Source organism: Arthrobacter sp. B2a2-09 (assembly GCF_027587375.1).
GTDB lineage: Bacteria > Actinomycetota > Actinomycetes > Actinomycetales > Micrococcaceae > Arthrobacter.
Window position 1 is genome coordinate 378,611 of the sequence record NZ_JAMXIC010000001.1, and the last position, 24,260, is coordinate 402,870.

Sequence of the window (24,260 nt, forward strand, 5' to 3'; positions counted from 1 at the left end):
TTAATCTTTGATGGAAGATTGGCCGGGCATAGCTAACTCCGCAGCGAGGGTTGGCCTAGCGAATGATCGCCTTCGAGGCCCCGCCGCGGCAGCTAAGGAGAAGCATTCCTGCACGCACCATTTCACAGTAACACGGGTGCGTATGATGACAATGCAATACCAGAAGCAACGTCCACTATGCAGACGCGGGAACGGTAATGAGCCGGCTCCGCTCGTCGTCCGAAGGAGTTCTTGTGCCACAGTCGGGGATCACACTGTCCAACATCGATGAAAGCGTTAGGCCGCAGGACGACCTTTACCAGCACGTCAATGGGGCGTGGCTGAAATCGACGGTCATCCCTGACGACCGCCCGCTTGAGGGAACGTTCACCGCGCTGCGGGATGGCGCTGAACTGGCAGTCAAGGCGATCATCGAGGAAGCTGCCGCAAAGGGCGAGGAGGCCAGCGGCATCGAACGCAAAGTAGGCGAGCTCTACAACAGCTTCATGGACGAGGATGCCACCGAGGCCAAGGGGATGGAACCTATCCGCGCACGGCTCGCGGAGGTCTTTGCCACTGCTTCGCCGGCCGAAGTGGTTGCCCTGACCGGACGGCTGTTCCGCTCGGATGTTTCCGGCCTCTTCTCCATCTATCCTGCTCCCGACGCCGGGAACCCGGACCGGGTCCTGCTGTACATCGGCCAGGGCGGCCTAGGCCTTCCCGACGAGTCCTACTACCGGGACGAAAAGTTCGAAGCTATTGTCAGCGCCTATGCGAAATACGTCGCCAAACTCTTCGGCTTGGCAGGCATTCCCGACGCCGACGGTGCCGGCGCGCGCGTTGTCGCCCTTGAAAAAGCCCTTGCCTCGCACCACTGGGACAATGTCACCCTTCGCGATCCGCAGAAGACCTACAACCTCAAGACTGCGGAGGAGGGCCGTGAACTGTTCCCGTACCTTGACGCATGGTTCGATTCGGCCCGGATTGAGGGAGACAAAGTCACCGAGCTGGTGGTAAGCACTCCTGATTTCTTCACCGGTGCCTCCGCCCTTGTCGAGTCCGAGTCTCTTGCCACGTGGCAAGAGTGGCTGGCCCTGCGTGTCCTCAATGCTGCCGCCCCCTATCTTTCGTCGGCGTTCGTGGACGCAAATTTCGATTTCTACGGCACCACCCTGAGTGGCACTCCACAGAACAAGGACCGCTGGAAGCGCGGCGTCGCCGTCGTCGAAGCCGCCCTTGGCGAGGCGGTAGGCCAGATCTACGTGGAGCGCCACTTCCCCGAGGGTTACAAGGCCAGGATGCAGACGCTGGTTGCCAAACTGATTGAGGCTTATCGCCAAAGCATCACAGCGCTCGACTGGATGGGCGAGGACACTAAGGCGGAAGCGCTGAAAAAGCTTGAGGCCTTCCGGCCCAAGATTGGTTTCCCGGACAAGTGGATAGACTATTCCGCCGTCGACATTGACCCGACTGACCTTTTGGGGAACGTCGAGAGGGCGCACAACGCCGACGTCGACCGCCACCTCGATGAGATCGGCAAGCCGGTCGATCTCGACAAGTGGCTCATGACCCCGCAGACCGTCAACGCGTATTACCACCCGATGTTGAACGAGATTGTCTTCCCTGCTGCCATCCTGCAACCCCCTTTCTTCACGGCGGAGGCTGACGATGCGGTCAACTACGGGGGCATCGGCGCCATCATCGGCCACGAAATCGGCCATGGCTTCGACGACCAAGGCTCCCAGTTCGATGGAAGCGGAGCGCTGCGGAATTGGTGGAGCGAGGAAGACCGCAAGGCTTTTGAAGGACTGGCGGCGAAGCTCGTGGCCCAATTTGATGCTCTTGCCCCCTATGCCGCTCCGGAGCACAAGGTCAACGGGAAGCTCACGCTCGGCGAAAACATCGGCGATCTGGGTGGGCTGACCATCGCCTACAAGGCTTACCTCCTGAGCCTTGACGGTGCGGAACCGCCCGTTCTTGAAGGCCTTAGCGGTCAGCAACGCTTCTTCATGTCCTGGGCTGCCGGCTGGCGCCAGGTCATCCGTCCTGAGGAAGCCATCCGGCGCGTCGCTACGGACCCGCACTCCCCCAACGAGTTCCGGACCAATGCCATCGCCAAGAACCTGGACTCGTTCCATGAGGCGTTCGCCGTGGAAACCGGGGACGGGATGTGGCTGTCGCCGGAGGACCGCGTCAGTATCTGGTAGCTAGCAGCAACAGCTACCTCGCGATGAGTGCCGGGTTGACCGCCTGGCATTTCACGTCGCCTGCTGTCTGCTTGACGACGTCGGACGGTACGGAGGCAACTCCGTACTTGGTCCCGGAATCGAAGTCACTGCCGATGTAGACCTGGACTCCGACAACACCGTTGGATGGTTCGATTTGCGAGGCCGGGATTCCCAAGAGACTCGCGACATCCGGCGCAACGTCGGCATAGCCGGCCCCGTAGTAGACAACGGTCTTGGGGACAGTGGCCGCAAGGAAGTGTGCGGATTTCGTGAATCCGCCGCCAACCAAAGCGGCGGCGACCTCCTGGCCGCGGGATGCGATGCCTGTTCCGTCGGCAACGGTCACTGGCTGAAGGGCTTTGTCATAGGCGGGAACAGCGGGAGCGCTCGGCGTTGACGCCGCGCCGCTGGACGGGGCGCCCGATGCCGCAGGCGAGGGACTGGCCGATGGAGCGGCCGTGGCCCCCGGGGTGGTCAGGTCCAGGTTCGCGCGCATGGCGGCAAACAGCTGAGTGGCCTGCGGTTGAACCAATTCGAGCCTGTTGGGGTCGACGGCGGCTGGCTGGGTGGGAACCGAAACGAACGCGACCTTGGACAAGTCAACGTCCTTGAGGCGGCTCCCGATGGTCAGGAGGGACTGGACGGACGCCAGGCCCTCATCCACGGTCAGGTTCTTTGTCACAGCATCGGCGATGGACAGCAGGCTCTGCGGATTGCTCAACGTGCCGTCAGACTTGATCTTCCGGGTCAGCGAAGAGAGGAATCCCTGTTGCGCCTGGATGCGGCCGAGGTCACTTCCATCGCCAAAACCGTGACGGGTCCGAAGGAAAGACAGGGCCTGCTCCCCCTGGACTTTCGACGTGCCCTTGGGGAGCCGGAGTCCGGAGTCGGGGTCGTAGACCGCATCGCTGACGCACACGTCAACTCCGCCTACGGCGTTGGACAGCTCCTTGACGGCGTTGAAGTCGGCCATCATGAAGTGATCGATTTGCAGTCCCGTGAGCTTGTTCACTGTGTCTACGGCGCAACCGATCCCGGCTTCTGCCATGGCCGAGTTGATCATGACGTTGGAATGGGGCTGATAGACGGTATTCGTTTTGGGATCAGTGCATGCCGGGACATTCACGAGGAGATCGCGGGGAAAGCTGGTGAGGCTCACTCTCTTGTTGTCCGCTGAAATGTCCAGCAGCATCATGACATCTGACTGGCCATAGCCTGTGGAGTCCTGCGCCGAACCGTATTGCGAGTTCTTCCCGTCGCGCGTGTCCGATCCGAGGATGAGGATCTGCAAGCGGTCGGTGGCATCGTTTGCGGCGGCCTCGGTTCTGGGTGCGCCCGCCGACAAAGGTGCTTTGCTGATGTTCGACTGCAAGCGGATAACCCAGTAGGCGGCGAAGGCGACACCGGCAACCAATAGGACAGACACCGTCGCTGCGCTGATCTTGAGCCAGAGTGGGAGCCTCTTCGGAGCATTCATGTGGCGGGGGGTGCCGGGCGCTTCCCCGTGGCGTGCAGCGCCGCGGGGACCAACGGCGCCGGGCTCCTGTACGCGTGCATCGCGACGTCGCACTACTCGCTCAACCTTTCCTCGGAAAATGGGATTCGGACCATTTTACGGGCCCAATCTGGGAAATTCCCCAGCGGTTAGAATCCCAGCTTCACGAGTTGCTTCGGATCGCGTTGCCAGTCCTTGGCCACTTTCACGTGCAGGTCGAGGTAGATCTTGGTTCCCAAGAGGGCCTCAATCCCCTTGCGGGCGTTCGTTCCGACCTCGCGCAGCCGGCTTCCGGCCTTGCCGATGATGATGGCCTTCTGGGACGGGCGCTCAACGTACAGGTTGACCCGCACGTCCAGGAGCGGGTTGTCTTCGGAGCGCCCTTCACGGGGCAGGATTTCCTCCACCACCACGGCCAGGGAGTGCGGAAGTTCGTCGCGGACGCCCTCCAAAGCTGCTTCCCGGATAAGTTCGGCCACCATGACAGCCTCCGGTTCATCCGTGAGTTCACCATCCGGGTAGAGCGGCGGAGAAGGAGGCATGTGCCCGATGAGGACGTCGGCAACCGTGCTGACCTGGAAGCCGTCGGTCGCTGAGACCGGAACGATATCAGCCCAGCCTTGTTCGCCGAGGACCTCGCGGCCCAACGCAGCGACAGCCAGGAGCTGCTCGGTCAAAGCCTGACGGTCCACCAGGTCGGTTTTGGTGACAAGCGCGATGATGGGCTTGCGTCCGACGGCGGCGAGCTGGGCAGCAATGTACTTGTCGCCCGGACCGATCTTCTCGTTGGCGGGCAAGCAAAAGCCAATGGCATCCACTTCGGAGAGGGTGTCCGCGACGAGATCGTTGAGCCTCTTGCCAAGAAGGGTGCGCGGGCGGTGCAGGCCCGGAGTGTCCACGAGGATGAGTTGGGCGTCCTCCCGATGGACAATGCCGCGGATCGTGTGCCTCGTGGTCTGCGGCTTTGCCGAGGTGATGGCCACCTTCTGGCCAACCAAAGCGTTGGTGAGGGTGGACTTGCCGGCATTGGGACGGCCCACAAGAACCGAGAAACCTGCGTGGAAGCCGCCGAAGTCCTGATCGGCGTCGAACTTCTTATTGTGCTTGCTCACGTGGAACTCCCTGTTGCTTTGTGTCGGCCTCGTCGAGAAGGTCTTCAAGGTCAGTGTCTTCTTTTGGAATGGCTGCCGCAATGATATGGCTGACCCGGTTTCGCCGGCCTTCCAGCCTATCGGCTTTCAAGGAGATCCCATCCACCTCCACCGCGCTGCCTACGATCGGCACTTTGCCCAGGGTCTTGGCCAGGAGGCCGCCCACTGTGTCCACTTCGTCGTCGTCGAGGTCAATATCGAAAAGTTCGCCGAGGTCGTCGATGCTCATCCGTGAACTGACGCGGTACGTGCCATCACCCAAGTCAGTGACCTCCACATCGGTGGAGTCGTACTCATCCACGATCTCCCCCACGATTTCCTCAATGAGGTCCTCCAGCGTCACCAGTCCGGCTGTGCCGCCATATTCGTCAATGACTACAGCCACGTGCGTGGACTCTTGCTGAAGCTCGCTAAGGAGGTCGCTGACAGGCTTAGATTCGGGAACGAAACGTGCCTCCCGGGCTATGGCATCAACGTCCTGACGCACTGATGGCTGTTCCGGGCGGTGCAATGCGGCAGCAACGTCCTTCAAATAGAGAATGCCGCGGATCTGGTCAGCATTCTCGCCAATAACGGGAATCCTTGAGTACCCGGAGCGCAGGAACAGGGCCATGGCCTGCTGCAGGCTGGATCCGGACTCGATGCTCACAATGTCCGTTCGAGGGACCATCACCGAGCGGACCAGGGTGTCGCCGAAGTCGAAGACCGACTGGATGAGTTCGGCCTCGCTGTCCTCGATCATGTCGGATTCCGTAGCCCTGTCGACGAGTTCACGGAATTCTTCCTCGCTGAAGAAGGCTTCATCGCCACTGGGCGCACCGGGTGCCACCACGCTGCCGATCGCCACCAGCCATCCGGGAATGGGTCCCAGGATCCAGCACAGGAACCGGATGAGCGGGGCCGAGTACCGAACCACGCCGCCTGAGTGGGCGCGTCCGAGTTGGCGAGGCGAGACGCCTACCAGGACGAAGCCAATGACTGCCAGGATGCCCGTCGCCGCCAACCCGGCAAGCCAAACGTTCTCAAGGAGACTATGCATGACGATGGCGACGGCCACCGCTGCGGCCATCTCGAACCAGACCCGCCAGAATCGCAGCGCGCGAATGTGCGCAACAGGGTGGGCGAGGATACTGCGAAGCGAATTCCCCCGGCTCCTGACGATGGCTTGCTCCGCGTCGTGCCGCGGCAGGAAGGTGAAGGCAGCCTCAGCCGCGGTCAGCAGGGCGACGAAACTGAGGAACACCAACGCCATCCCGACCAGGATGAGTGAGGTCACTGCATGGTCTCCAGGGGGGCGTCCTTGCCGAGGAACGCGGACAGCAGCTCACGCTGCAGGCCGAACATCTCTTCTTTTTCCTCCGGCTCGGCGTGGTCGAAACCAAGCAGGTGAAGGATTCCGTGCGTGCAGAGCAGGAGCATTTCATCCTGCGTTGAATGACCGGCGTTGCGCGCTTGTACCTCGGCCACTTGCGGGCAGATAGCGATGTCACCCAGCATGCCCTGGGGTGTCGGCTTGCCTGGCGTGCCCGGCGTCAACTCATCCATGGGAACAGACAGGACATCGGTAGCGCCCGGTTCGTCCATGAGCTCGATGTGGAGCTTTTCCATGGCCGGTTCATCCACCAGGAGGATGGATAGTTCGGCTTGGGGGTGAATGTAGAGCCGCTCGAAGATGAAGCGCGAAAGCGTCACCAATTGGGCCTCGTCCACCTGGACGCCGGACTCGTTGTTGACCTCGATGCTCATCTGTGTTCTCCCCGTTTGTCGTGGACGGGTGTGTGCTGGACACGCACCCGTTGCTTTTCATCCCATTTGCTGTACGCGATCACGATGTCGGCGACCAAACGGTGCCTGACGACGTCGGACGCGTCCAACATCGTAAAGTTCACGTCGTCTATCCCGCTGAGGATTTCCTCGACGATGCGCAGCCCGGAGGTGGCGCCGAAGGGCAGATCCACCTGGGTAATATCCCCCGTGACAACCATCTTGGATCCGAAGCCAAGCCGCGTCAGGAACATCTTCATCTGTTCCGCGGTGGTGTTCTGGGCTTCGTCAAGGATGATGAACGCGTCGTTGAGCGTGCGGCCGCGCATGTACGCAAGCGGTGCTACCTCGATGGTCCCGGCAGCCATGAGCCGCGGGATCGACTCCGGGTCCATCATGTCGTGCAAGGCGTCGTACAAAGGCCGCAGATAAGGGTCGATCTTGTCGCTCAGGGTCCCCGGCAGGAAGCCGAGACGCTCTCCCGCTTCGACGGCCGGCCTCGTCAGGATGATGCGGCTGACTTCCTTGAGCTGCAGCGCCTGAACGGCCTTCGCCACGGCGAGATAGGTTTTGCCGGTGCCCGCAGGCCCGATCCCGAAGATCACCGTGTTGTCGTCAATAGCGTCAACGTAGCTCTTTTGGTTCAGCGTTTTGGGGCGAATGGTGCGTCCGCGGCTCGAAAGAATATTGTGGGTCAGGATTTCCACGGGGTTGTGCAGGGACTGGCTGCGCAACAGGGAAACGAGCTGCTGGAGCACGTCCGGGGTGATGACTGTCCCCTTGCCGACCAGGCCGCGGACTTCTTCCAGAAGCCGCATGATCCGGGGAACATCGCTTGACGGTCCGCTGAAAGAGAGCTCGTTGCCTCGCACATGAAAGTCGACGCCGGGGAACTGGGCTTCGATGTAGCGCAACGCCTCGTCATGGCTGCCAAGGGTCTGAACCATCTGATCCGAGTTGTCGAATATGACAACTTCCGTCCGGGCGCCCGGGACAGAGTGTGGGAACTCGGCCGGACCTGTGTCAACGCTGCCGGCCTTGGGCCGCCCGTTCAATGATTCTGTCATAGTGCTGGCCTTGCGGCCTGTGCTCCTCCGGCTTGGTTATGTCCATCGATTTGCTCCGATGTCCGTTTGCTGGATGGGCGCACGATCGCGGGCCTCGGATTGCTTTCAATCCTACGCCAGCCAGTCTCCGGGGTGGCTCCGGGCCATGCCGGGCCGGGCTGCAGGCAGCCGATTCCTACCGCTTTGGTATCAACTCCGCATCGACCTCGTATCAATCGCATTGCAGTTGCCCGCCGGAGTATCGAAACGCCAGCCGGTGCCCGTGAGACTATGACAAGCTGATTTATGGGCAAAAATGCCCTGTACCCGGTCACCGGGCGCATGACTCCCCCGCACCACAGCGGCCGAACACGAGCAGGAATCCACCATCACCAGGCCAGCCGGCACTCCACACGGCACACGCATACGGAAACGTTCCGCCATGCTTGTGACCGCCTTGACGGCTGCCTTGTTCCTGTCGGGTTGTATTGCCGACCGCACCGGACAGGGATCCACGACGCCCATCCCAACCCCGACAGTCGCCCTGCAGGCGGCCCCTGACAGCAATGCTCCGCTCGAAACAACCCAGGCCTCAAACAAGATCCCCGTGTATTGGATCGGGCGCAGCGACACGGATACCTTCCTGTACCGCGAGTTCCGTGACAACCCAGGCAACGAGAACCCCATCACCACGGCCCTGCGGATCATGATGTCCCAGAAGCCGTTGGATCACGATTTCTTCACGCCGTGGCAAAACCCGAGCAGCCTGGCGACGTCGATTTCCGGCAAGAACGTGGTCACGGTCGATGTTTCCCGCGACGCATTCAATTCCAATCTCGACGCCGGAATGGCGCAACGAGCGGTCCAGCAACTCGTCTATACGGCTACCGCTGCGGCTGCGAGTTCAGGCCTGATCGATGCCGGACAGCAGATCAGGGTGACCATCCTGGTGGACGGGCACACGGACTACATGGCATTCGGACAGGTCAAGCTAGGTGATGCGATGGTCCGCGACGCAACCATGGTGGCACCCGTATGGATCATTGACCCGCAGGAGGATCTGACCTTGCCTGCCGGTCCGGTCAAGTTCAACGGGCGCAGCACGGACCCTTCGAAGAAACTGCATTGGCAAATCCTTCGCGAGAACTCAAACGGCGACAAGTCGTCCTACCTTGCCGGGCAGACCACCGCTTCGACCGTTCCGGGACAAGGCGGAGCCTTCAGCCTGACAGTGGGGCTCGGAGCGGGCCGCTATGAGCTGCGGGTTTCCCTGATTGGCCCCGACGGCGCCGACGTCGCTACGGATACCCGTTCTTTCAACGTTCGCTAATCAGGAACGCGGGCACCCGAGCAACGCGTGGAGCGCGCCGCCATAACAGCGGTCCTCCTACCAGCGCCCCAGAATGTCACTGGCCAGCACGACGGCGGCAGGACCCGCCGTCGACGAGCGAAGCACGTGGTGGCCCAAGAGCGCGGTGACGGCGCCGACGTCGCTGAGCTTGGTCACTTCGCGCGGTGAAATGCCACCCTCCGGACCGACGATGAGCAGGACTTCCCGTCCCGCTCCGGCGTCCCCGCCAGAAAATTCACCCCGCCACTTCTCCAGAACATCCCGGAGCGGGCGTTTTGCGTCCTCGTGCAGGATGATCGCCAGGTCGGCCGAGGCAACGGCCGCAGCCAGGCCGGAGCCGTCGACGGCGGCACGCACCTCGGGAATCCAAGCGCGCCGCGCTTGCTTGGCGGCTGCGGTGGCCACGGATTGCCACTTCGCGTGGGCCTTGGCAGCCCGGTCGCCCTTCCAACGGACGATCGAGCGTTCCGCCTGCCAGGGGACGACGGCGTCAATCCCGAGTTCCGTTGCCGTCTCGACGGCAAGCTCGTCCCTGTCGCCCTTCGCGAGGGCCTGGACCAACACGAGCCGCACGGTCGGTTGAGGCTCCTCCTGGACAGCGGAGGCAAGGACTGTCAAGGTTCCTTGCCCGGATTCGGTCACGGTGCCCGTGAGCCGTTTTCCGGCACCGTCGGCGATATCGACGGCTTCACCGATTTCCAGGCGCTTGACGGTGACAGCATGCCTGGCTTCGGCGCCGTCGAGCACGAAAGTGTCACCAGGGCCGAGCCCGTCAAGCGTTCCAGCTGCTGTGAAGAATACGGGGTTGCTCACCGCTACAGGTTACCGAGCTTGTCCCGCAGCTTCGCGAACATACCGCCACTGGCCACGAGCTTGCCCTCGGTGAACTGCTCTCCCCGCAATTTGGCCAGTTGGCGAAGCAAGTCTTCCTGCGCGGCGTCGAGCTTGCCAGGAGTTTCAACGTGCAGATGCACCTTCAGGTCTCCCCGGCCGTAGCCGCGGAGATGGGTGACTCCCAGTCCCCGCAGGGTGATGACTTCGCCCGCCTGCGTGCCGGACTTGACGTCGATCTCCTGGAGGCCGTCGAAAGTCTCAAGCTGCAGCTCGGTGCCCAATGCCGCGGCAGTCATGGGAACGCTCAGCGTTGCGTGAAGGTCGTCGCCTTCACGTATATAGGTGGAATCGCTATTGACCCGGATCTCCACGTAGAGGTCGCCGGGAGGCCCGCCGGCGGGACCTGCTTCGCCCTGCGACGACAACTGGATGCGGGTTCCAGTAGCGACGCCGCCTGGCACCTTGACGGTCAGCGAACGGCGGCTGCGGATGCGGCCCTGGCCGTTGCACTCATTACAAGGATCCTTGATGATCGAGCCGAAACCTTCGCACGATCCACACGGTGCGGCGGTCATGACCTGGCCGAGAATCGAGCGGACAGCCCGCTGGACTTGACCCGAGCCGCCACAGATGTCGCAGCGCTCCGGGTGGGTGCCCGCACGGCAGCACGAGCCTTCGCACGTGGGACAGATGACAGCGGTGTCCACCTCAAGCTTCTTGTTGACACCGAAGACCGCCTCGCGCAAGTCGATGCGGACACTGATCAGGGCGTCCTGCCCGCGCCGCATGCGTGATGCGGGGCCCTGCATGCCGCCGCCTCCTCCACCGAAGAAGGTGTCGAAGATGTCCTGGAAGGCGAATCCCTGGCCCGCGTAGCCTCCGCCGAAACCGTTGTCGGTCCCGTTCTCGTTGCCGGTAGCGTCATAGACGCGGCGCTTCTGGGCGTCGGAGAGGACCTCGTAGGCGTGGGTCACGGCTTTGAATTCCTCGGCGGCGCCGGCCCCGGGGTTCACATCGGGGTGCAGCTTACGTGCGAGCTTGCGGTAGGCCTTCTTGATCTCCTCGCCGGTTGCTTCCGACGAGACGCCCAGAACGTCATAGTGACTGCTCAAAGTCGGTATCTCTTCCTTGTTAAACGGTTACAATGCGTTTCCTGCGAGGCAGTTTCCAGCGAGGCTGTCAGCCGCCCAGAATGCGGGAAAGGTAGCGTGCGACGGCACGGACGGCCGCCATGGTGTTGGGGTAGTCCATGCGGGTGGGTCCAAGAATGCCGATCTTGGCGCTGCTGCCCGGACCGTAGCCCGTGGCAACCACCGAAGCCTCGGAGAGGCCGTCATAGGGATTTTCGCGGCCGATGCTGACCGTCACGCCCCGGGGGTCCTCCGCCATGTCCGACAACAGCCGCAACATGACCACCTGCTCCTCGAGCGCTTCGAGGACCGGACCGATGCTAAGCGGGAAGTCCACGTTGGAGCGGGCCAGGTTTGCCGTGCCTGCCATGACCATGCGTTCGTCGCGGCTCCGGTCGGCAAGCCTTTGCAGGCCGTGGGCAAGGGCGCCTGCAAGGTTCCGAAGCGCCGGCGGGCACAAGGCAACCACCGAGGGCAGGACCTGCGGCATGAGGTCGAGCTGGGAGCCGGCAATGCTTCCAAGGAATCGCGCTCTCAAGGCCGTGAGCTCTTCGTCAGTGGCATCCGCCGCTGCGTGCACAACGCCCTGTTCAACCTTGCCCGAATCGGCGATCAACACGACCAAGACCTGGCGCGGTGCCAGAAGGACGAACTCAATGTGACGGACGCGCGCGCGGCTCAGGTGCGGATACTGTACGACGGCGACCTGGTTGGTCAGTTGGGAGAGGAGCCGGACGGTGCGCTCAAGGATGTCCTCGACGTCGTCGGGACCCTCAAGCAACGAGTGGATGGCCCGGCGCTCGGCAGCCGAAAGCGGTTTGACCTCGGAAATACGGTCGACGAACAGGCGGTAGCCCTTATCCGTAGGGATGCGGCCCGCACTGGTGTGCGGTGCTGCAATGAGGCCTTCTTCTTCCAAGAGGGCCATGTCATTGCGAATGGTGGCGCTCGACACTCCCAAATGGTGCCGTTCGACCAAGGCTTTGGAACCGACGGGCTCGCGGGAGTGAACGTAGTCCTCCACGATGGCGCGTAACACTTCAAGCTTGCGTGGTTCGCTCACTGCCCACCTCCATTCAACAGCCGGTACTGAACGATCAAGTACTCAACAACGTGGTTTTTCAACAACTTGGTATTTCAACGGTTAGCACTCAACATGCCCAAGTGCTAACAAGTCTAGTATGAGCCACCTCGTTGTTAGCATTGGTACCGCTCGCGGCGAACATGATTCCCGCGCGGTCCTGCGGAATGCCAAGGACCGTGACCGATCCCCTAGCGCAAAGTGGTGTGAAGACCGTGTCTTACGACAATTGGGGCCCGCAAGACCTCTCCTCGCCCGCCAAACGGCAGCTGCCTGAGGTGCCCGTTGAACGCGGGATGGTTCTCGAGGACGTGCAGTCCGGTTGGGTCGGGGCCGTGACCAGGGTGGAAAAATCCGGAGGCATGCACATTGTGGTGCTTGAGGATCGGCGGGGAAAGAGCAAATCGTTCCGGCTCGGCTTCGGTTTCCTGCTGGAAGGACAAGCAGTGAAGCTCCTGCCGCCGGCCCCACGCCCGGCCGCTGCCAAGGGCGCGGCGCAGCCAGCCAGGACGGCGTCAGGATCCGTCCGTGTGGCCGGCCAGCGAACCCAAGTGGCCAAGGCAAGCCGGATCTGGGTGGAAGGCAAGCACGACGCCGAACTTGTGGAAAAGGTATGGGGAGATGATCTCCGGGTGGAGGGCATCGTCGTCGAGCCCTTGCACGGCGTGGACGATCTCAAGGCGGCCATTGCCGAATTCTCCCCCGGCCCCGGCCGCCGGCTCGGGATCCTGGTGGACCACTTGGTGCGGGATTCGAAAGAGTCGCGGATTGCTGCCGACGCCATGACGCTGCCGGGCGCCGCGGGAAATGTCCTGATCGTAGGACACCCCTATGTGGACGTCTGGCAGGCAATCCGCCCCAAGGTGTTGGGGATAGAGCAATGGCCAACCATCGCGCGCGGCACGGATTGGAAGACCGGCATCCTGAGGTCGTTCGGCTGGCCCCATGAGACGGCCGAAGACGTGGGACTGGGCTGGCAGAAGCTTCTTGGCGCCGTCCACAGCTACGCCGATTTGGAGGCCTCTTTGCTGGGTCGAGTGGAAGAAGTGATTGATTTCCTGACCGTTCCCTGATGATTACCTGCTTCGGGAACGGTAGTTGGTCGGCTGATCGCGCGCCGAGCAAGTATTCTGGGACAGCAACACTGCACCGATAGATACTCGAAGGAAGAAACTGTGGCAGACAACGCTCCTGACGATCGGGACGGCGCCTCGGGCCAGTCCCAGTACCACGGCGTTCCTGCCAATGCGCTGCCTTTGACCGCCTCGGAAGACCGGCAGTGGGCAACGCTGGCGCACTTCGGCGGGATCCTTGGCTGCGTGCCTTCGCTCCTGATCTACCTGATCTTCCGCGAACGTGGCCCGTTCACGGCACAGGAATCCAAGGAAGCCCTGAACTTCACTTTGCCGCCGACGATTGCCGCAGTGCTCGCCAACATCCTCGTCTTGCTCCCGGTGGTGGGAAACCTGTTCGCGGTTCTGGCCACCGCGATCTGGGTCGCGGTGACCTGCTTCTCGGTGTCAGCCGGAATCCGCGTCAACCACGGACAGCCGCACCGCTACCGCTTCAACCTGCGCTGGATTAAGTAGCCGGTCTTCGCGGGCGCCTATGCCGGTTCCCGCGCGGACGCTAGTCCGGAAGGATTCGGCGGACCACGGCATCTGCGAGTAGCCGGCCCTTGAGCGTCAGGACCAACCGTCCTTGGAAGGCCGCTCCAGGCTCAACCAGGCCGTCGGCAATGAGGCCTGCGACAGCGTGGCGGCCCACCTTGTCGAGGGCATCTACCTGAAGCCCGGTGCCGAGGCGCGCCTCCAGCATGATGCGTTCCACTTCCCGGGTTCCGGCGTCGAGCGTTTCGCGTCCAGCGGCGGGTGACACCCCGCTACCGAGCCGGTTGGCATAGGCGGTGGGGTGCTTGACGTTCCACCAGCGGACGCCGCCCATATGGGAATGCGCGCCGGGTCCGATGCCCCACCAATCATCTCCCCGCCAGTAGGCAAGGTTGTGTTTGCACGCCTGCTCGGGTGTGCGGGACCAATTGCTGACCTCGTACCAGTCCAGCCCGGCGGCGCTGATCAGCTGATCGGCGAGTTCGTACTTGGCGGCGTGATCGTCGTCGTCGATTCCGGGAACTTCTCCGCGCCGGATCTGTGCCGCGAGCTTGGTGCCTTCTTCCACGATCAGTGCATAGGCGCTGATGTGGTCCGGACCATAGGACAAGGCAGTCTCCAAGGAAGTCTGCCAATCGGCCATCGACTCACCGGGAGTGCCGTAGATGAGGTCGAGGCTCACGGCAAGGCCGGCGTCGCGCGCCCACTGGACCACCAAGGGGACCCGGCTGGGAGTATGCGTACGGTCCAGGACTTTGAGCACGTGCGGGACCGCCGACTGCATGCCAAAGGAAATCCGCGTAAAGCCGGCGTCGGCGAGCAGTTGGAGCGACTCCGGCGTCACCGAGTCCGGGTTCGCTTCAGTGGTGACTTCGGCTCCCGGTTCCAGACCCCAATGCCCGACGGCGGCCGTCAGGATGCGTGCGAGATCTTCAGCGGGCAGCAGCGTCGGTGTGCCGCCGCCGAAGAACACCGTGCTCAGGGGCCGCTGCGGCAGCCCGGAGGCCTCCATCGCCCGGACGGCGAACTCCACTTCCGAAATGGCAGTAGACGCGTAGGCGTCCTGGGAGGCACCGCCGCCAAGCTCGGTGGCGGTGTAGGTGTTGAAATCGCAGTATCCGCAACGCACGGCACAGAAAGGTATGTGGACATACAGTCCAAATTTGCGTGAATCGACGCCGTCAAGCACCTGCGGCGGCAGGATGCCGTCCGCAGGTGCCGGATCCCCGAGCGGAAGAACGCTAGGCACGGAATTCCTCTCGAGCCCGTCCTGTGGGCGCGGCTACAGCGCGCGCCTGTCCCGCAGTGTTCCGGGCGAACAGCCGCATTACTTCTTGGCCTTGTCCTTGGATTCGTCGGTGGTGAGGGCTGCGATGAACGCTTCCTGTGGAACTTCCACGCGGCCCACCATCTTCATGCGCTTCTTGCCTTCCTTCTGCTTTTCCAGAAGTTTGCGCTTACGGGTGATGTCACCGCCGTAGCACTTGGCAAGGACGTCCTTGCGGATGGCGCGGATGCTCTCACGGGCAATGATTCGCGAGCCGATGGCGGCCTGGATAGGCACCTCGAACTGCTGGCGGGGAATGAGCTCGCGCAGCTTGCCTGTCATCATGACGCCGTAGGCGTAGGCCTTGTCACGGTGGGTGATGGCGCTGAATGCGTCAACCTGCTCACCTTGGAGCATGATGTCCACCTTGACCAGGTCGGCAACTTGCTCGCCGTCGGCCTTCCAGTCCAGCGAACCGTAGCCGCGGGTCTTGGACTTGAGGATGTCGAAGAAGTCGAAAACGATCTCGGCCAGCGGCAGGCGATACCGGATTTCCACCCGGTCTTCGGAGAGGTAGTCCATGCCGCCCATGATGCCGCGGCGGCTCTGGCACAGCTCCATGATTGCGCCCACAAACTCATTGGGCGCCAGAATGGTGGCCGACACCATCGGTTCGCGGACCTCAGAGATCTTGCCAGTGGGGTATTCGCTGGGGTTGGTGACATGGATGACCCGCTTGTCCTCCAGCGTGACCTCGTACTCCACGTTGGGAGCGGTGGAGATCAGGTCGAGGTTGTACTCGCGCTCAAGGCGCTCACGCGTGATTTCCAAGTGCAGCAGGCCCAGGAAGCCCACGCGGAAACCGAAGCCCAGGGCGGCAGACGTCTCCGGTTCGTAAACGAGCGCTGCGTCGTTGAGCATCAGCTTCTCGAGGGCATCCCGGAGCACGGGATAGTCAGTGCCGTCCAAGGGATACAAGCCGGAGAAGACCATGGGCTTGGCATCGGCGTAACCGGCGAGGGATTCCGCAGCGGGCTTGGCCAGGTTGGTCACGGTGTCGCCGACCTTGGACTGGCGGACGTCCTTCACGCCGGTAATCAAGTAGCCTACTTCGCCGACGCCCAGCCCCTTGGAGGGAGTGGGTTCCGGAGAGCTGACACCGATTTCCAGGAGCTCGTGGGTGGCGCGGGTGGACATCATCTGGATCCGTTCGCGCGGGTGCAGCATGCCGTCCACGACGCGGACGTAGGTGACCACGCCGCGATATGTGTCATACACGGAGTCGAAGATCATGGCGCGGGCCGGTGCGTTGGGGTCGCCGACAGGAGCTGGAAGATCGCGGACGATCTTGTCCAGGAGGGCCTCGACGCCAACACCGGTCTTGCCGGATACGCGCAGCACGTCCTCGGGATCGCCGCCGATCAGGTTGGCAAGTTCCGCCGCGTACTTTTCGGGCTGGGCGGCCGGGAGGTCGATCTTGTTGAGCACCGGAATGATGCTGAGGTTGTTTTCCATCGCCAGGTAGAGGTTGGCCAGGGTCTGGGCCTCGATGCCTTGCGCGGCGTCCACCAAGAGGACTGCACCTTCACAGGCCGCAAGGGAACGGGAAACCTCATAGGTGAAGTCAACGTGGCCAGGGGTATCGATCATGTTCAGGGCGTAGCTGGTGCCGTCAAGTTCCCAGGGCATGCGGACAGCCTGGGACTTGATAGTGATGCCACGTTCGCGTTCGATATCCATGCGGTCCAGATACTGGGCCTTCATGTCGCGGGACTTAACGACGCCGGTGTACTGCAACATGCGGTCGGCCAAGGTGGATTTACCGTGGTCGATGTGGGCGATGATGCAGAAGTTCCGGATGATGGCCGGATCTGTCGCGGCGGGCACCGGTGCGGTGCGGGCCATGGGAGACACGCAGGGTCCTTACTGTCGATACTCACACGGCCGGACTCCGGACTGGTCTGGACCATTCCGGCCGATGCCGCATATCTGAACTAATAGTCTCCCATGAACATGACGCCGGTTGTGCACTGTGATCAGGCGCCGTTGCAATGTGAGCGACGTATGTGAGCGACTGGTGTGCGACGCGTTTTGTGTGACGCGGCGCGGCAAGGGAAAGTACGGTGGTTCCATGGCATCGGACACACACTTGCTTGGCAGACTCCTCAAAGGCTCCCTGGGCTACCTTCGACGGATCATCGGAGCCCCGGCCGGCACACCCCCTCGCCAGCCCCCGAAAGGCGGGGCCGCGGCGAAGGCGAGCCGGACCCGGAACGCAAGTACCGGCGTCGGGCAGCTCTCCCGCCCGTATCCGGGCGACTTCCGGGGCGCCGTGTCTCCGAGGTACTCCCCCAATCCCGACGGCAAACCGGACCCCGGAGAGATCGTGTGGTCCTGGGTTCCCTACGAAGAGGACTATTCCCAGGGCAAGGATCGGCCGGTCCTTTTGATAGGGCACGACGGCGGATGGCTGCTGGGACTGATGCTGACCAGCAAGGATCACGACAACGGCCGCCGTTCAGACGACTACGTCGACATCGGCACTGGCGCCTGGGACCCCCAAGGCCGGCCCAGCGAGGTCAAGGTGGACCGGGTGGTACGCGTTAACCCGGCTGACGTCAGGCGCGAGGGTGCCGTCCTGGACAAGCGCACTTTCCAACTGGTGGCGCGTCGGCTCAACGGGCAACACGACACGGCATAGACGGCAAATCCCCGGAAAAGCGCCGAGTCTGATAATATTTATGGCTGTGTGTCCGTGCAGGTCGACGGCCACTCATGGTTGGCTGCCATAGGCATCCCCACGCCGCTCAGTCGATGGCCAACCTGAAAACCCTCTAGACCATTTCCGCATTAAAAAGAGAGTTCACACACGTGGCTAATATCAAGTCCCAGAAGAAGCGCATCCTCACCAACGAGAAGGCTCGCCTGCGTAACAACGCTGTCAAGTCTGAGCTGAAGACGGCCATCCGCGCCGTCAACACCGCCGTTGAGTCCACGGACAAGGATGCCGCTGCAAAGGCTCTTGTTGCTGCCGGCCGGAAGCTGGATAAGGCTGTCAGCAAGGGCGTTATTCACAAGAACAACGCTGCAAACCGCAAGTCGGCGATCTCCAAAAAGGTCAACGCACTCTAAGGTTTTTCCAGTTCGACTGAGCTGAACGTGAGGCCGGCACCCATTGGGTGCCGGCCTCAGGTATTTAAGATTCGTGCGCCCGACTCACGACGCGCAAATGGACCAGCGACAACGGAATTCCGGCGTCGCCCGGAATTGTGCGTGTCGCCCAACAGTCTGGGTGCCGCGCGTGAGCTTAGGGTCACGCGGAGTTACCTGAGACGAGCAGGACTGAGTTTATGATGGCGATGATGACAAAGAGAATCGCAAGGCGCCCGTTCGGCGCACCAAATATTCTCTTGGCAGCTGCAACGTAGATGGCCGCTGCGATGGTGCCGAATAGGATACGCACCCAGGCTTGACCGAGCAGACCGATCGCTTCGGGCTGGAGAAACAGTCCCATGATCAGGACTGTGGCCATGAATGGGATTTGACCTAGAAGAACCCAAAACCAGCTTGCTCCAAGGGTGGGGCCAAGTCCTTTGACGATGCATTTGTACATAAGCCTCAGTACGAGGGCTTGCAGAAACGATGCCAGAATACTCCAGACAATGACGCCTACGCGAAGGAAAGTGAGGAGCACTTCTTGGCTCGAAAACTGGTTGTGTTCGGCATTTTCTGTGACGAGTCGGTCAATGCCCGATCGCACCGCGAATTGGGCAGCAGCAGTGTAGGCGAGCAGGAGGAAGATGATCCAGGCAGGGTTGATCTTCTTCAGGCTCTGCGGTGTGGGCTGATCGGACGTCTTTGGACTCGCGGAGGTCATTACTTACCTTTCAAGTAGTGCGTGTTCGGCCCACTCGGCAAGGGCCGCCAGGATGTAGAAGGCGTCTGGGGCCAAGATGACTTGGTCGGTCCCAGAGCCCGCCTTGTCCCCAAAGCACAGTCACACGTCCGGCATCTCAAAGGGCAAACACGTCGGGCGCGGCATCCGGAGGAAGGACTCCCCCACAGGGAAATCTACGGTCAAAAAGACTGCCGCGGCGGCCGTTGGCCTGAATTTGAGTGGTGATTGCCCCGAAATTGAGTAGTGATTGCCGCGGAATTGAGTGCGTAGCCCGGCCGCCTATGAGTGTTATGCGGGCGACGCGCCGGGTTCCGGCATCAGGGTATTTAGGACTTCGGGGTCCGGCTCACGACGCGTAAATGGACCAGCGACCCGTGTATTCGGGCGTCCCCAAGAATTTCGCGTAGCGCCCGACGACTTGGGTATCATGGGCGAGCTTAGCGGCCCCGGGCCGAGTTGGAAATGACGGTTACGGCGTGCTCTACCGCGTACACGGGATCCCGTGAGAGGCCCTTTACCTGGGCATCCGCTTCAGCCGTGACCTGGATGGAACGGATCAGGCCTTCAGGAGTCCAACGCCGGACGTCTCGCTGCGCCTGTTCCACGAGCCATGGCTGCATGCCAAGCTGCTTGGCGATCTGGGCTGACGATCCCTGGGCTCCAGCTACCTTGGCAAGGGTGCGTAGCTTCGCGGCAAGGGCGGCTACCAGCGGCACCGGGTCAACCCCGGTGGCAATGGCATGCCGGAGGCTGGACAGGGCCTGCGGCCCGTTGCCGGCCATGGCCGCGTCCGCAACCTTGAATGCCGTGGCTTCCACGCGGCCGCCGTAGTACCGCTCCACGGTGGCGGCGTCGACCGCGGTAGTGGCGTCCGCGATGAGCTGGTTGCAAGCCGCAGCGAGCTCGGAGAGGCTGGCGCCGACCGCATTCACGAGGGCTTGGACAGCTTCCGCTTCGATGCGTCGGCCGCCTGCCTTGAATTCCGAGACGACGAATGCTGTTTTCTCGGCGTCCTTCTTCAAGGGCTGGCAGTCCACCACCGGCCATCCGGAGGACTTGATGGCGTCCAGAAGCTTCTTTCCCCGCACCCCGCCGCCGTGGCGAAGGACCAACACGACGTCGTTCTCCGGTTGGGCTATGTATTTCAAGGCATCGGCGAGGAAGGCATCGGTCATCGATTCGAGGCCCTCGATCTCGATGAGTTTGGCCTCATCGAAGAGCGACGGCGTGACCGCCATTGCGAGGGACCCGGTCTCGTAGCTTCCGGCATTGAGCTTGCTGATTTCCACTTCCGGTGCCGCGGCCCGCACCTGCGTGCGGATCCGATCCATGGCACGGATTCCGAGGTACTCCTCAGGACCGGTGATAAGCACTACCGCGGACGGGGTAACGTCCCGCCAGCTGGCGGTGTTTGCCGCGGAGGTTTTAGCCTTGGAGACCTGGGCAGCAGCCAATGTTGCTTCCTTCCAGAAGGATTTTTGCTTCAATCCCAGTCTCCCACGTCCGGCGTTACGCGTGGTGATCGTCAATGCCGCAGCCCCGTTGCCCGGTGTCCGCGCGCCCGCGCGCCCGCCCGCCCGCGGAATGGTCCTTGATCCAACGGCGGCAGACATCTGCCTCCGCAGCGGCGATCAGGAACACCAAGCGGCGGTGTAACGACAGTACCGCGGAGCCTACCCACGCTGGATGCAGGACAAGCCACACCAGCAGGATGGTCACAACAGACCACAGCATCATGGTGGCGATTCCCGCGGGACCTTCCGGCCACGGCAGGGCCGCTCCTGGAAGTGCTGAGAAAAACCTGGCTATGGCAGCCACTGCTCCCGCGCTCGTCCCGGCAATGGCTACGGGAACAATCGCAAGCCAGGGAAGCAACGGAACGAGAGGAACCGCGATGGTCCCCAGGATCGTCACGGGCGCGACAAACGGAGCAACTGCGATATTGGTCAGCAGTGCATAGCTGGAGAACTGCGGTTGCAAGGCCACAATGACCGGGCCGCACAGAAGCTGCGCGGCCAAGGGGACGGCAACGGCGGAGGCCAGCCAGGAAGGCACCCACGCTGGAGCCCAGGACGCGATGGGACGTGCCAACAGGACAATTCCCAGGGTGGAGAGGACAGACAAGAGAAATCCGATGCTCGTACCAAGTGACGGATCCAAAATGAGCAAGCCAGTCACGGCAAGGCACAGAAAGCCCAGGCTCCGGCCCTGCCGACCACCACTAAGTGCAGTGAGACCGATAGCACCCATGACTGCAGCCCTCAGGACGCTCGCGTCTGGTCCCACCATCATGACAAAGGCCGCCAAGCCAACAAGGGCCACTATTGCCGCGACTCCCCTGGCAAGCCGCAGGCTCCTGGCCAAGAGCACCAGACCGCCAAGAATCAGGCTGCAATTTGCGCCACTCACGGCCGTGAGGTGGGTGGTGCCGGTGGTTTTCATCGCCGCTTCCAGGCTTTCGTCCAAGCCGGTGGTATCGCCGGTGACCATTCCAGGTAGGAGTCCGGCGGCGTCGCCCGGCAACCATTCGGCGGCAGTGTTGAATTGTCTTTTCAGTTGCGCCGGACCTCCTTGAGGGATGTTGCCAGGTGCTTCCGGCCTAGGTTGCGAGTCTTGAGTGCGTCGAACATCCGGCTGCATGGGCGGTGTAGCGGCCGCGAGGACGCCCGCCTCCACCTGCCCTGCTTTCGCCGGCTTCAGCTTTCCGGCGGTTCTCACCTTTTGGCCCGGCACAACCCGGTCCCAACCCTCTCCGCCCGTGAGCAAGACCCTTGCATGGGAAGTGATCAACTTTCCGTCGGCCGCAATGTCAATTACTTCGGCAGGAACGGCCCACCGTCCCGCTCCTCGTGAGTCGGTGCCCAGTTCGAGCGGATCTCCCACAACCCGCACGTGGATGACAACGGAGTCCCGCGACGTCGCAGCCTCGGCAACCGGGCTGTCTTGCCGCGGTCCGGCATCCATTGCAGCATGGGCAGCCACAGCCGCGCCAAACAAGCATGCAACGGCCAACGTGGCGGGAAGCGTCCTCGGGCGCTTCCGGGCGACGGCCCGACCGGTGAGAAGAAGACAGGCGGCGACCGCCAAAGCCACGCACAAAACTGCGGTCCACAGCGAAGGTAGATAGGCGGCCGCAAGGGAAACAGCCCAGGCGACAATCGCAGACGGGGCCAGCCGAAGATCTACGCGGCCCGGGCTCACCTTGACTCCACGCACCCTAAACCGTCACCAATGGCAGAAGGGTTTCCATCATCTTCGGGCCGACCCCATCCACTGCATCGAGGTCCTCCACGGAAGCGAACGGGCCGTGTTGCTGCCGCCATTCGACGATGCGCTTGGCCAGGACGGGACCGACCTTCGGCAAGGTGTCGAGTTCCTCAGCGGTTGCGGTGTTGAGATTGATTTTGCCACCGGCAGAGGTCAAGGCTCCTGTGCTACCGGCTGTTGGAGCACCGCCAACGGGCCCAACAATCTGTGACTGAGCCACCTCTCCCGTCCGCGGAACGTGGATCTTCGCGGAGTCCTCCACCAAGGCGGCAAGATTGAGACTGTCCAGCTGGGCTGCGGCATCCGCACCACCAGCAGCGGAGATCGCATCAAATACCCGCGCACCGGAGGGCACCCTGACAATCCCGGGATTCTTCACCGCACCCGCAACGTGGACTGTAAGTAACTGGGCTCGATCGTGCGGTTCCGGAGCCTCGTTGGCACCGCCTTTTATACTTCCCGTGCCTCCTCCTGGCGTTTCTCCCGCATGTGAACTTCGGACGAGGGGCTCAATCGTCGGCTGCCCGGACCAGGACTGCCAGAAGAACCACAACACCAGCAACAAACAAGGCAAAGCCAACAACACGGCTACGCGCCATGGCGTACGCCACCGAAGCCGCGATGGAGATCCGGCCTCTTCGGACAGGTCTTTGGAGCCTGACTGCTCCCCCGGATCGGACATGCCCGAGCCGGATGTCATCAAGTTGTGCAATGGAAGTAATGGTTCCGGTTTGTTGTCGTGGCTCGGCTGTGCGGCAGCCTCGTGGTCCAAAGGTGGTGCAAGACGAACAATGAATCGGAGCCGGGCAGCACTCGCGGCATCGTCCGCGGGTGAGGCTCGGTTCCTACGTGGCATATCCACGAGACTAGAACGTCCGAACCCGCAGCAGCAGCCCGGAGCGGCGCTATGTGGACAGGCCCGCCGCAGAGTGCCTGTGGAGGATCAGTGGGCGAACTTGCCTAGCCGGCCCGCATGCCTTTTAGCCTTCTCGGCTTCTGTACCTAGGCTCAACCGGGGCCAGGGCATGCCGATCGCGCCACCCTGGGAAGCGAAGACTTCACCAGCAAAGAAATCCCGCAGATATTGGCCGGTCTCCTGCATTGCTTCAGGCATCCGGTCCAGGCTCTCCCCGATCTTCGCAAGGCGAGCGACCGTTTCCTTGTCGCCTGTGACTTCAATCCTGAGATTCAGCCCCATCAGAACCGGTTCCCGAAGTCACCCATGCGGAAGATCCGCTCACTGTCGCCGTCAGAATGCCGCTGTGGGTCGTCAGATCGTAGAGGTTGCTGAAAGCGGAAGGCGTTGATTCAGCCAGCGCCGTCCCCGTCACGTCCACTACGCTCGTGGCGCACGCCTGTAGCTGCGTCACTTGCGCCCTGTCCTTCACCCGGGCAGCGCCACCCTTGCTGCAACGATCGTTGAGCGTCCCGTACTGGTCGATGAGCAATAGCCCGGCGGCGAGGTCGACGGTGATGTGATGAATAAGCCCGGGAATGGGCTTGGCGAATGGCACCGTGTACCGAGATACCAGGGCGCCGTGGATCTCCGACTCTGCCGCTCTGCGTTGCAGATCAATCCGCCCGTCGCTGAGATTCACGTTCTTTGCGAATCCAGCACGACTCCTGATCTCAGATAGCGAGGCATAGTGCGGGAAGTCTGAACCCCGGAAAGCATCCACATCAGCCAGATTCGTGACATCGGCCGCAGCACTGGAGTTATAGTTGAGCACTTTGTACCAATAGCCGCTGCCACCCGTGGAGTCGACGCGGTACGTCGACGTCTGGTCTGGATCGATATCAGCCGGCGAGAGGATGACTGCAAACGCGCTGTCAGCCGGCACAGTACCGTCGACGTTGGAAGCCCGATAGAAATGCACTTGATCGCCTAGAACGGCTGTAACCGGCTCAAATCGCTTGTGGGCGAAGCCCAGACCGGCCCCCAGCGTGACGCCGGTAGTTCCGGCGAGTGACTGGATGACTGCCTTCCCGCAAGGCTCCTGGGCGAGGGCTCCAATGTAGAGAATGTCGCCGACTGTGAGGCCCTGGTTGTCTTTGAGGATGAGAGTTGTGGCCCCTGCCGCTACATCCGCATCCAAAGCAGCCTGCTCTTTGATATTGGCCGGTGCGAATGAATCAGCTTGTAGAGTGGTTGCCATTGC

The 24,260-nt window shown here is 62.2% G+C and carries 22 protein-coding genes; 6 read left to right on the forward strand and 16 right to left on the reverse strand.

From position 1 onward, the window contains the following. Positions 1–197: 197 nt before the first annotated feature. Positions 198–2,186 carry a M13 family metallopeptidase gene (locus tag NFJ07_RS01790; RefSeq protein WP_442865265.1) on the forward strand — a complete coding sequence of 663 codons (1,989 nt, stop codon included), beginning with the start codon at positions 198–200 and terminating at the stop codon, positions 2,184–2,186. A 13-nt stretch (positions 2,187–2,199) separates the two neighbouring features. Here the strand turns inward: NFJ07_RS01790 and NFJ07_RS01795 are convergent, their stop codons facing one another. The 5 genes from NFJ07_RS01795 to NFJ07_RS01815 form a co-directional block, all read right to left on the reverse strand. Further along, positions 2,200–3,777, reverse strand: a complete 1,578-nt coding sequence (locus NFJ07_RS01795) for an LCP family protein (protein ID WP_269992047.1) — start codon at positions 3,775–3,777, stop codon at positions 2,200–2,202. Between the two features lie 74 nt (positions 3,778–3,851). Further along, the gene (era, locus tag NFJ07_RS01800) at positions 3,852–4,814 is read right to left on the reverse strand and encodes a GTPase Era (RefSeq protein ID WP_078105123.1); all 963 of its coding nucleotides are present in this window, start codon (positions 4,812–4,814) and stop codon (positions 3,852–3,854) included. Beyond that, positions 4,798–6,129 (reverse strand): hemolysin family protein, encoded by a 1,332-nt coding sequence (locus NFJ07_RS01805; protein WP_269992051.1) that lies wholly within the window; start codon positions 6,127–6,129, stop codon positions 4,798–4,800. Before NFJ07_RS01805 ends, era begins: the two co-directional genes overlap by 17 nt. Beyond that, the gene (gene ybeY / locus NFJ07_RS01810) at positions 6,126–6,599 is read right to left on the reverse strand and encodes an rRNA maturation RNase YbeY (RefSeq protein WP_269992052.1); all 474 of its coding nucleotides are present in this window, start codon (positions 6,597–6,599) and stop codon (positions 6,126–6,128) included. The genes NFJ07_RS01805 and ybeY overlap by 4 nt, the downstream gene beginning before the upstream one ends. After that, positions 6,596–7,684 (reverse strand): PhoH family protein, encoded by a 1,089-nt coding sequence (locus NFJ07_RS01815; protein ID WP_269992054.1) that lies wholly within the window; start codon positions 7,682–7,684, stop codon positions 6,596–6,598. Before NFJ07_RS01815 ends, ybeY begins: the two co-directional genes overlap by 4 nt. A gap of 421 nt (positions 7,685–8,105) precedes the next feature. On the opposite strand from NFJ07_RS01815, the gene NFJ07_RS01820 reads away from it, so the two are divergent. Next, positions 8,106–8,993: a GerMN domain-containing protein gene (locus NFJ07_RS01820; RefSeq protein WP_269992055.1), complete on the forward strand. Its 888-nt coding sequence runs from the start codon at positions 8,106–8,108 to the stop codon at positions 8,991–8,993. 57 nt (positions 8,994–9,050) lie between these two features. On the opposite strand, the gene NFJ07_RS01825 is transcribed toward NFJ07_RS01820, so the two are convergent. The 3 genes from NFJ07_RS01825 to hrcA all read right to left on the reverse strand — a co-directional run bounded on the left by NFJ07_RS01825 (position 9,051) and on the right by hrcA (position 12,041). Then, the gene (locus tag NFJ07_RS01825) at positions 9,051–9,827 is read right to left on the reverse strand and encodes a 16S rRNA (uracil(1498)-N(3))-methyltransferase (RefSeq protein WP_269992056.1); all 777 of its coding nucleotides are present in this window, start codon (positions 9,825–9,827) and stop codon (positions 9,051–9,053) included. Positions 9,828–9,829: 2 nt separating this feature from the next. Further along, positions 9,830–10,960 (reverse strand): molecular chaperone DnaJ, encoded by a 1,131-nt coding sequence (gene dnaJ, locus NFJ07_RS01830; RefSeq protein WP_269992057.1) that lies wholly within the window; start codon positions 10,958–10,960, stop codon positions 9,830–9,832. A gap of 67 nt (positions 10,961–11,027) precedes the next feature. Continuing rightward, a complete protein-coding gene (gene hrcA / locus NFJ07_RS01835; RefSeq protein ID WP_269992059.1) occupies positions 11,028–12,041 on the reverse strand; it encodes a heat-inducible transcriptional repressor HrcA in 1,014 nt (337 codons plus the stop codon). Between the two features lie 233 nt (positions 12,042–12,274). On the opposite strand from hrcA, the gene NFJ07_RS01840 reads away from it, so the two are divergent. After that, entirely contained in the window at positions 12,275–13,132 is an 858-nt protein-coding gene (locus NFJ07_RS01840) for a DUF3097 family protein (RefSeq protein ID WP_269992060.1), read from the forward strand. A 102-nt stretch (positions 13,133–13,234) separates the two neighbouring features. Next, positions 13,235–13,648, forward strand: coding sequence for a DUF4870 domain-containing protein (locus NFJ07_RS01845; protein ID WP_269992061.1), 414 nt, complete (start codon positions 13,235–13,237; stop codon positions 13,646–13,648). A 40-nt stretch (positions 13,649–13,688) separates the two neighbouring features. Here NFJ07_RS01845 and hemW read toward each other — a convergent pair whose 3' ends face one another. Beyond that, positions 13,689–14,918: a radical SAM family heme chaperone HemW gene (gene hemW, locus NFJ07_RS01850; protein WP_269992062.1), complete on the reverse strand. Its 1,230-nt coding sequence runs from the start codon at positions 14,916–14,918 to the stop codon at positions 13,689–13,691. A gap of 78 nt (positions 14,919–14,996) precedes the next feature. Continuing rightward, positions 14,997–16,850: a translation elongation factor 4 gene (gene lepA / locus NFJ07_RS01855; protein WP_269992064.1), complete on the reverse strand. Its 1,854-nt coding sequence runs from the start codon at positions 16,848–16,850 to the stop codon at positions 14,997–14,999. A 217-nt stretch (positions 16,851–17,067) separates the two neighbouring features. Between lepA and NFJ07_RS01860 the strand changes: the two genes are divergently transcribed. Continuing rightward, positions 17,068–17,637 carry a type II toxin-antitoxin system PemK/MazF family toxin gene (locus tag NFJ07_RS01860; RefSeq protein ID WP_269992065.1) on the forward strand — a complete coding sequence of 190 codons (570 nt, stop codon included), beginning with the start codon at positions 17,068–17,070 and terminating at the stop codon, positions 17,635–17,637. Between the two features lie 170 nt (positions 17,638–17,807). Beyond that, on the forward strand, positions 17,808–18,068 hold the full coding sequence (gene rpsT / locus NFJ07_RS01865) for a 30S ribosomal protein S20 (RefSeq protein ID WP_269992066.1): 261 nt from the start codon (positions 17,808–17,810) through the stop codon (positions 18,066–18,068). Positions 18,069–18,249: 181 nt separating this feature from the next. Here the strand turns inward: rpsT and NFJ07_RS01870 are convergent, their stop codons facing one another. From NFJ07_RS01870 to NFJ07_RS01895, 6 genes are all read right to left on the reverse strand, one after another. Beyond that, positions 18,250–18,813 (reverse strand): hypothetical protein, encoded by a 564-nt coding sequence (locus NFJ07_RS01870; RefSeq protein WP_269992067.1) that lies wholly within the window; start codon positions 18,811–18,813, stop codon positions 18,250–18,252. Positions 18,814–19,271: 458 nt separating this feature from the next. Continuing rightward, positions 19,272–20,288, reverse strand: coding sequence for a DNA polymerase III subunit delta (gene holA, locus NFJ07_RS01875; RefSeq protein ID WP_269992068.1), 1,017 nt, complete (start codon positions 20,286–20,288; stop codon positions 19,272–19,274). A 55-nt stretch (positions 20,289–20,343) separates the two neighbouring features. Then, positions 20,344–22,035 (reverse strand): ComEC/Rec2 family competence protein, encoded by a 1,692-nt coding sequence (locus NFJ07_RS01880; protein ID WP_269992069.1) that lies wholly within the window; start codon positions 22,033–22,035, stop codon positions 20,344–20,346. Between the two features lie 16 nt (positions 22,036–22,051). Continuing rightward, positions 22,052–22,555, reverse strand: a complete 504-nt coding sequence (locus tag NFJ07_RS01885; protein ID WP_269992149.1) for a helix-hairpin-helix domain-containing protein — start codon at positions 22,553–22,555, stop codon at positions 22,052–22,054. 489 nt (positions 22,556–23,044) lie between these two features. After that, on the reverse strand, positions 23,045–23,299 hold the full coding sequence (locus tag NFJ07_RS01890) for a hypothetical protein (RefSeq protein ID WP_269992071.1): 255 nt from the start codon (positions 23,297–23,299) through the stop codon (positions 23,045–23,047). Then, a complete protein-coding gene (locus NFJ07_RS01895) occupies positions 23,277–24,257 on the reverse strand; it encodes a hypothetical protein (RefSeq protein WP_269992072.1) in 981 nt (326 codons plus the stop codon). The genes NFJ07_RS01890 and NFJ07_RS01895 overlap by 23 nt, the downstream gene beginning before the upstream one ends. Between the last annotated feature and the right edge of the window lie 3 nt (positions 24,258–24,260).